The sequence below is a fragment of the Paenibacillus sp. FSL L8-0436 genome (genome assembly GCF_038593025.1).
GTDB lineage: Bacteria > Bacillota > Bacilli > Paenibacillales > Paenibacillaceae > Paenibacillus_AQ.
This window is the reverse complement of record NZ_CP151955.1, coordinates 571,095-585,971: the sequence shown is the minus strand read 5'-3', so window position 1 is coordinate 585,971 and position 14,877 is coordinate 571,095. Positions and strand designations below refer to the sequence as shown.

14 protein-coding genes are annotated in these 14,877 nt (G+C 54.8%); 5 read left to right on the top strand and 9 right to left on the bottom strand.

Annotated elements, in window-relative coordinates; translation table 11 throughout:
- Positions 1-122: 122 nt before the first annotated feature.
- Entirely contained in the window at positions 123-1,166 is a 1,044-nt protein-coding gene (coxB, locus tag NSS79_RS02740; RefSeq protein WP_342438189.1) for a cytochrome c oxidase subunit II, read from the bottom strand.
- A 396-nt stretch (positions 1,167-1,562) separates the two neighbouring features.
- The gene (locus NSS79_RS02735) at positions 1,563-1,751 is read right to left on the bottom strand and encodes a hypothetical protein (protein ID WP_038585388.1); all 189 of its coding nucleotides are present in this window, start codon (positions 1,749-1,751) and stop codon (positions 1,563-1,565) included.
- A gap of 457 nt (positions 1,752-2,208) precedes the next feature.
- Between NSS79_RS02735 and NSS79_RS02730 the strand changes: the two genes are divergently transcribed.
- The 3 genes from NSS79_RS02730 (at position 2,209) to NSS79_RS02720 (ending at position 4,760) form a co-directional block, all read left to right on the top strand.
- Complete coding sequence (locus NSS79_RS02730; protein ID WP_342438188.1) at positions 2,209-3,228, top strand: serine hydrolase; 1,020 nt, start codon at positions 2,209-2,211, stop codon at positions 3,226-3,228.
- Between the two features lie 141 nt (positions 3,229-3,369).
- Complete coding sequence (locus NSS79_RS02725) at positions 3,370-3,708, top strand: DUF4870 domain-containing protein (protein ID WP_038585383.1); 339 nt, start codon at positions 3,370-3,372, stop codon at positions 3,706-3,708.
- Between the two features lie 104 nt (positions 3,709-3,812).
- Entirely contained in the window at positions 3,813-4,760 is a 948-nt protein-coding gene (locus NSS79_RS02720; RefSeq protein ID WP_342438187.1) for a diacylglycerol kinase family protein, read from the top strand.
- A 482-nt stretch (positions 4,761-5,242) separates the two neighbouring features.
- On the opposite strand, the gene NSS79_RS02715 is transcribed toward NSS79_RS02720, so the two are convergent.
- The 4 genes from NSS79_RS02715 to NSS79_RS02700 all read right to left on the bottom strand — a co-directional run bounded on the left by NSS79_RS02715 (position 5,243) and on the right by NSS79_RS02700 (position 7,944).
- Entirely contained in the window at positions 5,243-5,836 is a 594-nt protein-coding gene (locus NSS79_RS02715) for a xanthine phosphoribosyltransferase (protein WP_038585377.1), read from the bottom strand.
- Between the two features lie 45 nt (positions 5,837-5,881).
- Complete coding sequence (locus tag NSS79_RS02710; RefSeq protein WP_342438186.1) at positions 5,882-6,187, bottom strand: hypothetical protein; 306 nt, start codon at positions 6,185-6,187, stop codon at positions 5,882-5,884.
- 63 nt (positions 6,188-6,250) lie between these two features.
- Positions 6,251-7,135, bottom strand: a complete 885-nt coding sequence (locus tag NSS79_RS02705; RefSeq protein ID WP_342438185.1) for a helix-turn-helix domain-containing protein — start codon at positions 7,133-7,135, stop codon at positions 6,251-6,253.
- A 35-nt stretch (positions 7,136-7,170) separates the two neighbouring features.
- A complete protein-coding gene (locus NSS79_RS02700; protein ID WP_342438184.1) occupies positions 7,171-7,944 on the bottom strand; it encodes a zinc ribbon domain-containing protein in 774 nt (257 codons plus the stop codon).
- Positions 7,945-8,145: 201 nt separating this feature from the next.
- Between NSS79_RS02700 and NSS79_RS02695 the strand changes: the two genes are divergently transcribed.
- Together NSS79_RS02695 and NSS79_RS02690 are read left to right on the top strand one after the other, a co-directional pair.
- On the top strand, positions 8,146-8,520 hold the full coding sequence (locus tag NSS79_RS02695; protein ID WP_231578367.1) for a hypothetical protein: 375 nt from the start codon (positions 8,146-8,148) through the stop codon (positions 8,518-8,520).
- Positions 8,521-8,822: 302 nt separating this feature from the next.
- Positions 8,823-9,518: a GTP pyrophosphokinase family protein gene (locus NSS79_RS02690; RefSeq protein WP_269322562.1), complete on the top strand. Its 696-nt coding sequence runs from the start codon at positions 8,823-8,825 to the stop codon at positions 9,516-9,518.
- A gap of 93 nt (positions 9,519-9,611) precedes the next feature.
- Here the strand turns inward: NSS79_RS02690 and NSS79_RS02685 are convergent, their stop codons facing one another.
- The 3 genes from NSS79_RS02685 to NSS79_RS02675 all read right to left on the bottom strand — a co-directional run bounded on the left by NSS79_RS02685 (position 9,612) and on the right by NSS79_RS02675 (position 14,762).
- Positions 9,612-10,733, bottom strand: coding sequence for a hypothetical protein (locus tag NSS79_RS02685; protein ID WP_342438183.1), 1,122 nt, complete (start codon positions 10,731-10,733; stop codon positions 9,612-9,614).
- A gap of 120 nt (positions 10,734-10,853) precedes the next feature.
- Positions 10,854-11,639, bottom strand: coding sequence for a hypothetical protein (locus NSS79_RS02680; protein ID WP_342438182.1), 786 nt, complete (start codon positions 11,637-11,639; stop codon positions 10,854-10,856).
- A gap of 33 nt (positions 11,640-11,672) precedes the next feature.
- Positions 11,673-14,762 carry a DEAD/DEAH box helicase gene (locus NSS79_RS02675; RefSeq protein ID WP_342438181.1) on the bottom strand — a complete coding sequence of 1,030 codons (3,090 nt, stop codon included), beginning with the start codon at positions 14,760-14,762 and terminating at the stop codon, positions 11,673-11,675.
- Between the last annotated feature and the right edge of the window lie 115 nt (positions 14,763-14,877).

The following is a 14,877-nucleotide window of genomic DNA, read 5'->3' as shown; positions in this document are numbered from 1 at the left end:
GGTATGCCGTTTGACGCTGTGGCCATGCCTCAAGGGCTGGGAAGGATTCAAGGATTGCGCTGCTTGAGCCAAGGTACGTACCCCCTTTTCAAATATGCTGCTTCTGCTTTGGGCAATAGGCTTTATTCCAGCGTGTAGCCGGCCAGATATTCGGCAATTCCGTCAATCTCTTCATCACTGAGCCCCAGTTCCTTGGGGTCAGGCATCCGGTTGCCCGGCTTGACGCTTTGCGGATCATGCAGCCAGGTCTTAAGATTCTCCAGGATCGGCGCTCCGTCGACACCTGTGTCGTCGTTCAGCAGGATACCAGCCACAGACTCGCGGGACCCGATCCCGGTGAGGGACGGACCGTTGCTGCCTACCATATCACCCACTGCGTGGCAGGTCAGGCACGCGGACTTGAACTTTTCCGCAAGCGCCGGATCTTCAGGCATCACTGACGGGGCTTTCATGGAAGCAATCCATGCCGTGAACGCATCCTTGCTGACCGACTTCACTTTAAATTCCATAAATCCGTGGGAAGGACCACACAGCTCCGCGCATTTGCCGCGGTAAACGCCTTCATTTGGCGCACTGAAGCTGAAATGGTTCGTTGACCCGTCCGGGTTGGTATCGATTTTGCCGGAGAGAGAAGGTACCCAGAAGGAGTGCAGCACATCCTTTGTAGTCAGCTCAAAGGCGATATCCACGCCCGCAGGAATCACCAGATCCTGCGCCGTTGTCACACCGTAATCGGGGTATTCGAATTCCCACCAGTATTGGTGGCCGGTCACCTTGACCTTAACTGCATTCTTATCATCCGAATGATCATCTCCTGCGGCAAACACCGCCTGCACGGTCGGAACCGCCAGCACAATTACAAGGATCAGCGGGATGACCGTCCACAGCACTTCAAGCTTGAAGCTGCCTTCCACCTGTTCAGGGATCTCATGCTGGCCCGGTTTCCTGCGGTAACGGATAAGCACGTAGGCCGCAATGGCAAAGACGATCAGCAGCACGACAATCATGATGGTAATCGACAGCTTCATGAGTCCGAACGAGCTTTCCGCTGCAGGTCCCTGCGGTCTGAGCACCGACAAGTCCTGCCGCCCGCATCCTGCGAGAATGAGTCCAAGCGTTGCCGTCATGGGAAGAAGCCGTTTACCAGCCTGCCACGTTTTCATCATTGATCTACCCCGCTTTTCCCGATTTCGTAGATTAGAGGATTTTCCTGTCAATTATAACAATCACTATTAATATAAGTTTATGGGGGTCTTTTGTCAATCGTTCACAGCAAGTTCACAAAGCATTTTTTCAAACAGCAAAAGCTTGTCCTTACTGTATTTAAGAGCGCTTACAAAAAATGAATCTTTTATCATTTTTTCTTTAAAGCGCATACATATCTATTTGTGTCTATTAATTCATTTGACTATTTTATGATTTATGACTACGCAATAAATATGCGCACAAAAAAAACCGCTTCCTGCGGCAGCAAGCCGCCCGGGCACGGTTTATGAGAATCCTCATGGATGTAATTCCAAATTTGATGTCGTCAAATAGCAGGAAGTATTCCTGTCTGTAAATTAGGAGACGGATGAGTTTATTCTTCCCAGCTCATGCTCCACGACCATAGTCAGCTCTTCTTCATAGCCTCCTGTGATCCGATACTTCCGGACATACTCCTTCACAAATTTCTTGGGATCTTTGGGCCGGAAAATGCGTGTCATTTCCCGTAGACTTTCCTTCACTTCGTTATGACCTTTACTTGCCATGATCAGTTCCCTCCCAAAACATTGAAAATGAATGCTCCGTTGTAGAGAATGCATGATGAAAAGTCCGCCGTAACCTCGAAATGCAAGTCAAGAAACCGTAACACATACGTGGCTTGCATTATCCGCCTAAACGTTCATCCCATAAATATGGAGGTCCGCCTTGCCGGTGAAGCAGGTTCGTCGTGATTTGGGCTGAGAGTAAGATGCACCAAATGCGGAACACCTTGACACTTTACTTACCCGAAGAGCCACTTGCTGAATCACTCCTTTCGGGCCTTATCGTTATATTGTATCATATTCCAGTCCAACTTCCACCTTTCCTTGTAAAATTTACGTACGTAAAATATTTTTTTACTCTTCTCTACCACAGCAGATGAGGCTTGCACACTTTTGGTTAAAATAACGTATCCGCTGCCGCATCCTAGACTCCGGCAGGCAGCGTGGAAAGGGGATTGCTATGAGCCAGCAGCTGTCTTTACTACACACACCTAACAACCCGGCACCCGTTATAGCAGCAGCCCGTCCGGAAGACACCGGAACCTGCCCTTTTCGACTGGAGAAGGCACATCAGGCAGTTACGAAAGAATACCCCAAAATGCATAGTATGCTTGTCGTCCGCCACGGGCAACTGATATTTGAACGGTATTACGGGGGATATCATGCCGGAATGCTGAATGATCTTCGTTCGGCCACCAAAAGCTTCCTCTCTCTTCTTATCGGCATTGCCATCGGCAAAGGCCATATTCCGGGAGTCCATTCCTTTGTAGCCGAAGCGCTTCAGAGATATCTGCCGCCCCGCTGCTCTCCGCAGCTTTCGGAAATTACGCTGCGTCACCTGCTGACCATGACCTCCGGCTTCAGGTGGATTACCGGCAAGAAGCTCGGAGAACCGCTCGTACGTAATCTGCAGCGCAGCCGCCGCTGGACTTCTTACGCTCTTAGCCTGCCCATTGATCATGAGAATATTGGGCAATTTCAATACCGCAGCAGCGACTCGCATCTAATATCGGTAATGCTGAGCGAATTCTCAGGGCTGGACGCTTACAGCTATGCCAGAGAGCATCTGTTTGGACCGCTGGACATTCACCACACCGCCTGGCTGCCCAGTCCTGAAGGGCACAGCATGGGCCATATCGGCTTATACCTGACCTCGCGTGATCTGGCTAAAGTCGGTATGGTCCTGCTGGGCGGCGGCCTCTACAAGGGGCAGCAGATGATCCCGCAGAATTGGCTGGAAGATGCGTTCACAGCCCAGACCCCCGGATATCCGGCCTACGGTAATTACGGGTATCAATTCTGGAACGGCATGATGAGCAGCCAGCCCTACGTGCTGGCACATGGACACGGGGGCCAGCAGCTCTTGCTGCTGCCGAAGCTGGACGCCTCCGTTATATTCACCGCCGAGAGCGCGGTCAGCCGGTGGAAGCATCCCCGCAGACTGGTTGAACAATACATTATACCGGCGATGGAGCTTTAGCATGTCTAACGGAAAGGAAGAATGCTTTTTCACTTGAACCCCTTCCCGGTTCACATACTTTGCCGGGACAAATCATAGGCTCATAGAGAAGAGGGAACCGGTTAGCCGCCTTCTTCTCCAAGTACAAGGAGAGTGAGCCTTTTGTCCCCTTTCAGATCTTCCACCGGACTGCCCGACCATATTGCCGCCGCCCTATGCTACTTTTTCCCCTTTATTGGGGGCATCGTTTTTCTGGCCCTGGAGAAACGCAGCCGCTTCGTGCTCTTTCATGCGTTGCAGTCGCTGATCGCCTTCGGGACACTGATGATTGTCCATGTCCTCAGCGGCTTCATTCCGCTGCTCGGCGCTCTCGTCGCCGCCTTAATATCCCTTTGCAGCTTCGCCGTATGGCTTCTCATGATTTACCATGCTTTGGGCGGAAGATGGTATAAGCTTCCCTGGGCAGGGGAGATCGCCGAAAGCCAGCTCCGTCAGTTGTAGCCTTCCTCCTGCTGTTTATCCTTATTTTTAAGATTCCCTTTTGAACGTCCACTCCGTACAATGGAATCAGGACATAGAGGAATCTACAGGCTGGAGGAACATACATGTACTTATTGATCATAAATCCCCGTTCCGGCGGCGGAGCAGGCCAGCGGACATGGCACACGGTCGAAGGGATGCTGCATTCACGCGGCATCCCTCATGAGCCCTTGTTCACGCAAAACGCCGACCGCGCCGAAACCCAGGTGCTTGGGGCGCTCGCCCAGCGCGACGACTGGCGCGCCGCCATCGTCATCGGCGGCGACGGCACGATCCACAGCGTGCTGGGTGCGCTGCGGCGCAGAGGCGTGCCGCTGGCCGTCATCCCCGCCGGCTCCGGCAATGACACGGCACGCGGCTTCGGCATCCCGCTGGCCACAGAGGCCGCGCTGGAGGCTGCGCTGCAGGACCGCTGCCTCGAAGCCGATCTGCTCTCGGGGGCAGGCGGCCTCACCCTGACCGCCGTAGCCAGCGGCTTCGATGCACAGGTAGCCGTAAATGTGAACAACGGCTTCTACAAACGGCTGTGCAACGCCATCGGCGCCGGACAGCTGGCCTATATCATCGGCATTCTGCATACGCTGATGACCTTCAAGCCCTGCCGGGTGAACGTCACCTGCGACGGGAAGGAGCAGGCTTTCGAGAAAGCCTGGCTTGTCTCGATCTGCAACCTGCCAAGCTATGGCGGCGGGCTGCTGATCTGCCCGCAGGCGGAGGCCGATGACGGCCTGCTCGACGTCTGCGTCGTACACGGCTGCAGCCGCATGCAGGTGCTGCGGCTGTTCCCGACGCTGCTGAAGGGCACGCATGTTGCGCTGCCCTTCGTGACGATGCTGCGCGGGCACAGCGTAGCTGTCCACTTCGCGCAGGCCCGCCATGCCATCGGCGACGGCGAAGCCCTCGGCACGGCGCCGCTGGCCGTGCGCTGCGAGCCCGGCGCGCTGCGCGTGCTCTCGCCGCTGGCGGCGGCCCGCGAACAGGGCGCGGCGGGCCCATGCCAGGCAAGCGTGTAGGACGCGGCCGGCCCGTACTCAGTCAGCGTCGTGTAGGACGCGGCTGACTGGGGTACCCGCAGCGCGAGTTCCATCGCGTTTGCGAATAAATGGCCTGCGGTGGCCACGCTTCGGCGGCCTGCAGCTAGCCCGCAAACGCAGCTCCATTCTGCTTATACTTTGTTTCCCAGCTGCGGCTATGCTGCTGTCCTTTGGGGTCGCGGGAGATAATTGCAGTTTGTACAACTAAACGGGCTGGTTCCGCTTCCGTTCAGTACTTAACTGTACTCTGTACATCTAAATTCCGGTTTCTGGTCCATTTTCGGTATTAAGACGGACATCTACTGTACAAAATACAACTAAAACGGAATGCCGAGCAAATAAGGAACATTTAGTTGTACAAATTGCAATTACCGCGCAATACTACCTATAGCCACAGCATAAAGACCCCATACTCCGCAAAGCTGGAGCCTGGGGTCTTTATGAGCTATAATACTGCGGGGTCAGCCCGGCAGGCCGCCGGCTTCCTCCACGAAGGAGATCAAGCCATCGTCTAGCGAAGCAATCCGTACCAGCGATTCCACACGGTAGCCGGCTTCCTTCAGCAGCTTGTTGCCGGGCTGGAAGGCTTTTTCGATCACGATGCCGATTCCGGCTACGCTGCCTCCCGCCTGTTCTACGATCCGGGCCAGCCCGAAGGCCGCTTCACCGTTGGCAAGGAAATCATCGACGATCAGCACACGTTCACCGGGAGCAATGAACTTTTTGGAAACTGTGATATCATTGCTTTCTTTTTTCGTAAAAGAGTAGACCTTCTCCACATAAATATCTTCGGTCAGGGTCAATGATTTCTGCTTGCGTGCAAAAATGAGCGGAACCTCAAGCTCCAGCGCCGTCATAATGCCGGGGGCGATCCCCGAGGATTCGATGGTCAGCACCTTCGTCACCTTTTCTCCGGCAAAACGGCGGGTAAACTCGCGGCCGACCTCACGCATCAGAAACGGGTCCATCTGGTGATTCAGAAAAGAATCGACCTTGAGCACACCTTGACCGAGAACAATACCTTCATTGATAACCTTTTGTCTCAATAACTCCATTCTGTGCTCCTTCCTCTCCATCTCAAATGGACCCTGTCTTAGTTTTTACAGGCCAGACGGCTTCTGCGGCAGCAAATTGCCGACAATCGACTTCAGTTCGTTGTCCTCTTTGCTATTCGCCTTGCCGCTGTCAAAGCTCGTGATGCGGATTTCCGAGTACTTCTCTCCCGGATTCACAGGTTTAAAAATCAGCTTCTCACGGTCTTCCAGCCGAACGTTAAACTTCATGTCCTTGAACATGCCAATCAGTTCATTTTCTCCGGGAACTTTACCGTCTTCCAGAAACAAGAGACCTCTGAGTGACTTAATCCCTTCCGGATGCTGCACATCAAAATGAATAATACACTCCACGCTTTCACCTCCCCAGCTTAATTTCGGCTTGCGAGCAGCTTGCCCCTTGCCCAAACACGTTTCCTAATGTCCCGGCTCTTGCTGCTCTTCCGAGTCTTCCAATTCTTCATGTTCCTCTTGTTCGTCCGGTTGCTCCTGTTCGCCCAGTTGTTCATACTCCTGGTCATGCAGTACATATTTACCGTAAATGTGGCTGTAGCGTTCCCCGTACCTTCTTGTTAGCTCGGGGCCCATATCCTCTTCCAGCTCGAAGAGCACCATCTCCTGCGTAAAGTGGTTCAGCAGCAGTTCCACCAACACCTGATGTTCGGTTACGACTGCCTGTGCCGTTCCGTCCTCATACCGCATGCCGAGCATGCACCAGTTCCTGTCGATCACAAAGGAAAACTTCCGCCCGCCGCTCCGGCGCGGCTTGCCGCCCAGCGGCGGCCATACCGGATAAGGTGCGGGAACCTCGTTGCCGCCGTCAAAGGCCCACAACAGCTTCACTCCCCGCAGCTCTGCCTGCTCCAGCTCATTGCGCAGCAGCGAAGCTTCCTCACGCCATACATCTACTACGATTTCCTGCTCAGCAAGATTCAGTTGGCGGATCAGTTCCTCCATCACATTCCGGTCACCCTCCACATTGTAGAAAGAGGGATTGACCGGGCCGCCGCGCGGCATTTCACTTTCCATATAAGCCAGTGAAGCCGATACCCGTCCGGAGATCATGGTCGCGAGCTCTTCCGGATCCAGCACACTGTAACGCGCCGGTTCCCCTTCACCGCATCTTACATAACCTTGCTGAGTCAGACGCTGAAGCGCCGCATATACGTTGGATCTTGATACTCCGAGCTGCTTTGCCACTTCATAACCCGAAGCCTGGCCTTTGCTGGCCAGCTCGACCATAATTTTGGATTCCATCTCTGTGAAACCCAAATTGCGCAGATGCAGCAGCAACTGTTCCATCTATGTTGTCCCCCTAAGCTGACTGTAAATGCTGACTAGATTTGTTCTGATCCGCAACGCGGGCACCACATGGAACCCTTGGGCAAATCCGCCCTGCAGATCTGACATTTGACGATATCCCGCACGCCGCCTTCACTGGATGCAGCTTCTTCCGCAGGCTCACCGGCTTTCCAGTCGCGGATACGCCGGTCAAGCTCAAGCTGTCTTTCCCGCTCCCGTTCAAGCTCATCGGCTTCACGGCGGCTGCGTTCGGTATCCTGCACCGCTCCGCCATATTCCTCCTGCGGCAGTTCATCGTCTACCGGAAGCACTTCGGTATACACCGTACGCTGCTCCGATCTCATCGCCAGCTCTTTCTCCGCTTCCGTCAGCTCCTCCTCGCCATAATATTGATCTTCCTCTTCATCCTCATGAATGCTGTGCACTGTGACGGGCACCGCTTCTTTTCTTGAAGCCGGATCCTCCAGCTTACGTCCGCATTTCGGACAGAAATTGGCGTCCAGGGCTACAACATTCCCGCAGGTGCAGAGCTTTTCATTCTTCAGCTCGGCAATCCGGAAGCGCAGCTCCTCAATCTGTTCCTGAAGCTTCAGGCAGGCCCGGGAATGCTCCACCATCTTGCCTTCGGCCAGGGACAAATCCTTCGAACGGTATCCGTCGTAGAACAGCTTTCCCATTTTCATAAATTCAATTTCCATCTCATGTTCGATATCGGAAATATGCCCGTTAAGCTTGCCGATCTCCACCGAGCTTTGCGCTTTTTCACTCACCCGGCTGGCACCGTCTTTAATGCGTTGCAGAAAATTCATTGTAGTTCCTCCTTCTCCAGAGTGAGAACAGGGCCGATTTGCAGCCGAATATTATTCCAAATAAACCCTTAACGCTCCGTGCAATAGCGGAAACGTGCTTCTATCATACCAAATGTCTCGATTAGATTCATTATTTGTCGTTCTGTGTATAATAGTAAAAAATAACCATGGACAACCTTACCAACGATGGAGGGATCAATCTTGCCGGACGAAGAGAAAAAACGCTATTTCGTATCCGTAAACCACAGCCTTATTCAGGACGTGCGCAATGACTCCAATGAATTTGAAGTGCTGCTTAACGCTGAAGAGCTTACCCTTCTCCAGGATCTCCTGAACGAACTCGAACGCGGGGATGATTACGCCTTCCGGCGCGCCTTTGTGCCTTATAAGTCTGCCGATCACGATGAAGCTGCCCGGCAATTTGACGATGAGACCGTCAGACTGTACCAGACCCTGCACCGTTTTGGCAGCATAGAGACGCAGCAGACCATTGAGCAGCTGGGTATACTGCCCAAACTGGAGAATACCGGGTATCACGATAAAGGTTATGACGGAGGCTCCCCTACGAACAAATAATCAACGTAAGCGCCGTACTTTCTATCCCTTATGTGTGCTAATACGCTGCTGCGGGAAGAATGTTGCGCTATTTTGGGTTGGCCGGATTATAGTTGCAAACAGCCTGGACTCTTCGGCATTACAGGGGGGGCTGGGTTTTTTTTGCTTCTGGGGCAGTACATCGGTTAAAATAGGGATATAGACTGGTCCCGGAATGTATAACATATCTTTATTCATGGGTTCATTTTATCCAGTCACAAATAACTAAACTTGGGAGAGTCTCAGTGGAAGAATATGATAGTACACAGGTTACACTGAATCAGCTGCAGGTGCATGTCAAGGATCTGAAGAAGTGGCAGGTTAATGGGGATTTCGCCAAACAGATCGAGGATTTCAAAGCTTTGCCGGCGCTGTACCGCCATGCCCTGAATGAGCTTGAGAATAAAATTGATGTGATCAAAACGGAATGGCAGGTGCGCGACGGCTTCAGTCCGATTGAGCATGTCAAGTCGCGGATCAAAGAGCCGAAGAGCATCCTGCAGAAGATGGAACGCAAAGGGCATGAGTTTACCCTGGAAAATATGGAGCAGCACATTCATGATATTGCAGGCATGCGGATTGTCTGTGCTTTTGTGAAGGATATTTATCGTCTGGTCGATCATCTGTGTGCGCGGGAGGACATCCGTGTGCTGGAGATCAAAGATTATATTGCACATCCCAAACCCAACGGCTATCAAAGTCTGCATCTGATTGTGTCGATACCGCTTGTGCTGCTGGAAGGAACCCACTGGGTAAAAGCGGAAATCCAGCTGCGTACACTTGCCATGGATTTCTGGGCCAGTATGGAGCATATCCTCTACTACAAATTCGATAAGCAGCTTCCGTCGCATGTCGCCGAGGAACTGAAAGAAGCCGCACGTGCCGCCGATGAGCTGGATCAAAAAATGCTCCGCCTGCGCCGGGAGATTCTTGAGTTATCCGAGGGAAGCAGTGCGGGTGAACCCCCGTCCGGGGAGTAATGCCATTTCTGTTTATGGAACGTGGCTGAAAAGGTAATAAAAGAAGGCAGTGCCCTACAGCTGAGCTGTTGCGGCACTGCCTTTCTATTATTCTCAAGAAGGAAGCAGCAGGTTTCTCCAAGTGCGGCCCCCGTCTGCCGTGCTCCAAAGAATTTCCGGCCCGGAAATCCAGCCGGTTCGAGACGTAGAGAACTGTATCTCCGTTGCCTTATCGAACGCTGAACCTTTGGCAGCTTGCTTCCAGCTAACGCCGCCATCGTCTGTAGCAAGCAGCTTGCCGCCTTCCTGCAGCGCCCAGCCGAAACGGGCATTCAGCCAAGCTGTCCTTGACGCTTCAACCCCTTGAATGCCGGGGCCATGCTTCCAAGTCTCTCCGCCATTATTGCTGGTGTAAAAGACCATGCTTTTAACACCGTTCAGGACAATTTCCAGTGGCAGCACCCCATCCTTCTTATCCTTGCCGGAAAAGACAGGAGGGTAGCTGTTGCTATACGCATACCCCGAAAGCGCTGGCGGGGAGATGAGTTTCTCCGGCTTCCAGCTCTTGCCCCCATCAGCAGTTCTAAAGGTAAGAATGGACTTCTGTCCGTGATTACTGGAGGTTATCCAGCCGTTATCGCTATCCCGGAAGGTTATGCCCGTTGGATAGGAAGCAATGCTTGCGGTAAGATCGCCCACTCTGCTCCAGCTTGTCCCTCCATCCACCGTGCGGTATAACGACTTCTCCATCATGCCAAGTGCCGGTTCGGAACATAGCAGAATATACCCGCCCTGCTTATCGGGAAAATGCATAAACCCGCTGGCGTATCCTTGCTCCCAGCTTTTCTTCACCGGAAGGCGAATAGTCTTCCAGGACTTTCCCTTGTCTAGCGTATGAAAAAGGGTTGTAGGCTTGTGCGGGCCATAGGCGCTTAGAATCCACGCCTCATTGTCACCCGTAAAGTAATGCGCCAGTTTGCCAAGCTGGACATCATTACCGGGCATGGGCACCGTATTGCTAAGCGGATGCTTCCAGCTTAACGCACCGTCCGCTGTATGCCACACTCCGCCCAGCGTGATTCCCCAGCCCTCTTTCACGCCTGTCATTTGGAAATTGTCCGGATATCCCTTCAAGGCGATGCTGGAGCTTTGCGCCGGTGCCGCCCCGATGGTTGAGGCAGACATTAGAAGCGTTCCTGCTATGAACAGAGAAGCCAGAATTTTATAAACTCTCAAGTTAAGCTCTCCCTCATTTCCTGTTTGTCCTGTTATCATAAGACCTCAGCAGGAACATTAGGTTACGATCAGTTCATTCCGCAATGAAAATATTGTTAATTAAGAGCAACCAGAGCAGCCTTACAGCTTACCCAGCCCTGCCGCCCTGCGGGCAGCGGCTTCTGCAACGCGCTGCATGATGAGCACAAGCCCCTCACCAGCACGGGGTGTCTTGTCGAGCAGGGTACCCCAGTTTTCGGTCGGCCTCGCAACCGCCGGTGAAGCCGGAAACGGCCGGGCTGCGATTTCATGAAACATGGGACCCGGCTGGTGGAGCGAGCCTTCAGCAGCCGCTTCGGCCAGCCATTCTCCCGTCGGGACAGCCGGCCCTTTGCGCTCCAGCCGGGCCAGTTCGGCTGCAAGCAGGCCGGACGGGGCCGGTCCGGCATCCTCGCTGTCCTCCGCTTCCTCTTCCGCCCAAAGGGCAAAAACTCCGGCCAGCAGCGTCTCTTTGTCCAAACCGCGCAGTTCAAACGCCAGCAGCGGTTCCTCTTCCAGCTGCTTTTTGACCAATCCCAGCAGGGCCATCTGTTCCGGCCCTGAAAGCTTCTGTCCGGCCAACGCCAGTTCTTCATCGCCGGGCAGAAGCTTCATCGCCGCCAGGCCTCCACTCAGGTTGCCCTGCAGCAGGCCATACAGCTCACCCGGGTGCTCCGCAAGCCGGATCAGCACTTCCTGTTTCACTTCATCAGACCAGCGCGGAATTTCCAAAGAGAGAACCGTCGTTGGCGCTTGCCCTTGGGCGGCAGCAGCAGCAGCGGCCTTTCGCTTGGTTTGCCCCCCCGGCGCTTTGGCCGATAGCTGTGTTCCCGTCGCCTTAACCACCCCAGGCTCAATTTCCAGCCGCAGTTCCAGCAGTTCACTCATTGCCCATTCCTCCTTTATGCCAAGCTTGTTCGTCTACATCCAGTCCTGTCCCTGAAGCTCGATAAGCTCCTTAAGCTCATGATTGGACATCTCTGTCAGCCAGTTTTCTCCGGAACCGACAACCTGCTCCGACAGGCTTTTTTTACGCTCGATCAGTTCATCAATCCGTTCTTCCAGCGTTCCCTGGCAGATCAGCTTATGAACCTGCACATTCTTATGCTGGCCGATCCGGAACGCCCGGTCGGTCGCCTGATTCTCTACCGCCGGATTCCACCAGCGGTCATAATGTATGACATGGTTGGCCCTTGTGAGGTTCAGACCCACACCGCCGGCTTTGAGCGATAGTACGAAAAACGCCGGCCCTTCCCCCTCCTGAAAGGCATGCACCATCTCATCGCGCTCCCGTTTGGGGATGCCGCCATGCAGGAACAGCGGCGGCGAGCCGTAACGTTTCGCCAGCCTGCTGACCAGCAGCTCGCCCATCGCTACATACTGGGTGAAAATAAGTGCGGATTCTCCAAGCTCGGCAATGCTGTCCAGCACCTCGAACATCACATCCATTTTGCCGGAATGCTCACTGCGTTGGGTCCGGCCCTCCTCTTTGCGGTACAGCTGCGGATGGTCGCATATTTGCTTCAGCTTGGTCAATGATGACAATACCAGCCCCCGGCGGGCCATGCCGGAGCGTTCCCCGATGACACCAAGCATTTCATCCACTACACCCTGATACAGCGCCGCCTGCGTTTCTGTAAGCGGACAATAAGATTTCAGCTCCAGCTTCTCCGGCAGATCCTTGGAAATGTCCGGATCACTCTTGAGCCGCCGCAGCAGGAAAGGCGAGACGAGGCGATGCAGCTCGCGCAGCCGCTCTCCGCCTTCACCGGATACATACCGCTGGCGGAATGAATGATAAGTCCCCAGATACCCCGGATTCAAAAAGTGAAAAATGGACCACAGCTCGCCAAGCCGGTTCTCCACTGGTGTGCCTGTCATCGCAATACGATGCGGTGCTGACAGCTTCATCACACTCTGTGCCTGCTTGGTGCGGTGATTCTTGATATACTGCGCTTCATCCAGCACAACAGTCGACCAACGGACGCCTGCGAGATCCTCGCTGTCCCGGCCTGCGAGATGATAAGTGGTCAGCACGATTTCATGGCTGGTGGCCAAGTCGATGAAACCTTCCCCGCGAACCCGTCTTCCCCCGTGGTGAATATGCACACTCAGCGATGGTGCGAACCGCTGCAGCTCCCGCTGCCAGTTACCAAGCAGCGAGGTCGGGCAGAGAATCAGCACCGGCTCACGCTTCTCCTCCGGCGGAGCAGTCAGGGCGCGGTCCAGCAGACAGGTGATGACCTGTACCGTCTTGCCGAGGCCCATGTCATCGGCAAGGCATACCCCAAAGCCAAGACCGCTGAGCGCAGCCAGCCATTGAAAGCCGCGCTCCTGATAAGGTCTAAGCGTTCCATGAAGACCCGGCGGCACAGAGCGCAGCGGAAGGCCCCGCAGAACATCGCCATGCATGAGCGAAGCAAGCATGCCGGAGGTTTCCATGCCGGTCACCGACATTCCCTTCCAGAGCCGCTCGTCACCATCCTCGGCCTCCAGACGCATCCAGTCCGCCGCCGACATTTCTCCGCTTTCGTTGCGTTTCATATATCGCAGAACCTGGCGGATCTCCTTCGGATCAACTTCAATCCATTCTCCCCGGAAGCGCACAAAAGGCACTCCGGCCTCCACCAGCGCATTCAGCTCTTCCTCGCTGATCGTGTTATCGCCCAGCGAGGCCTCAATGCGGAAGGAAATCAGCTCTTCCATGCCAAGGGAAGGCTGGGTTGAACCATCTATGCTGCCGGCGGGCGGCTGCATCTTCATCTTCATTCCGATCCGCCGCCGGCCTTCACGGCTCCAGCGGGATGGCATCTGCACCGTAATTCCCCGCTCCCGCAGCTGCTGCACGCTCTCCTTCAGAAAGAAATAAACGCGGTCCGGCTCCAGTTGAACTCCATCCGGGGCCGGTCCGGCCAGCGCACGCTCAATATCCGGCGATATTTTCGCGGCCCGGCCGAGTGCTGCCAGCAGCTGCTGCTGAATATTGCGGTAGCGCTTGCCCCATAAAGTGAACTCCCGTTCCCTGCTGCTCCAGATTGCCGCCGCAGGAATCCAGAATTCTCCCTCTTCCCGGTTCTCCGCCCAGAAGGTTAAATTCCAGGCATCGCCTTCGTTCGCAGGCGGCTCCAGGCGCAGACCCAGACTAAGCTGGCCGCTGTGGACCTCCTCCGCCCCGGAGTTCGGAATCTCATTCTCAGCCGTACCGTTTACAGCAGCAAGGAGGTCCGCCACCTCGGCCGGAGTCCCCTGGACCGGGATATCACGGCTGCCGGTGAGCAGGCTGTTCCACCACAGCTCGGTCAGCGGTGAATAACCACGGCGATAATTCGCCTTGTATGGCCCCAGCTCGCTTTCCATTCCCGCAATAACCTTTTTGATCTCGGCCGTCATTACAGCCTGCAGAAAAGAATACAACACGTACGCTCCCGCTTCTTCACGCGACGACAAGTCCCCCTCCTCCGCAACATGGGTTCCCAGTGCCAGCACCGGCATGGAAGCTGCCATCTGCAGAAAGAACTCCTTATCCGCCTCCTGCCGAAAGGCCGGAGACCAGCAGGCCGCAGCGGCTTGCTCCCCCCCGCGGCGGCGCGAGCCTATAGGCCTCGGCGGCATTGCACCGGGCACAATCCCGCCTGTACCCATCAGTTCAAGGGCAAAACGGGCTGCAGCCGCCCAATAGCGCAGTTCACCGCCAGGCTCCACTCCCTGTACACGGCACATTTCCTCGTCCCAGGCCAGCAGCAGCTCAAAGGCGTCCTTCGGGGCCAAGGCAAGCCCTTCCAGCGTGCGCCCCGGCAGTCCGCGCCGCGTTGTCCTCCCTTCCGCAGAGGCAGCGGCCGGATACTTCACTTCCGCCAGCCGCAGCGCAGCACCCGCAAAAGGACGTCCTCCTCCCCGAAGCTCCAGCCGTTTGACCACACGTGTCCATGCGTCAACTTTCGGCTCTGAAGTTTCGCCGGAGAAGCAGAATAATACGTCCCCTAACCATATTGCATACAGATGCTTAATCATTGGTGATCTCCTGTCTTTTTATGCAAACAGAAAGCGCCAGCCGGTTCCGCTAGAAGAAACGGCTTTGCCGCCCTAAAGGACGGAATCCGTTTCTAACCTTGCAGAAGGCTGAATC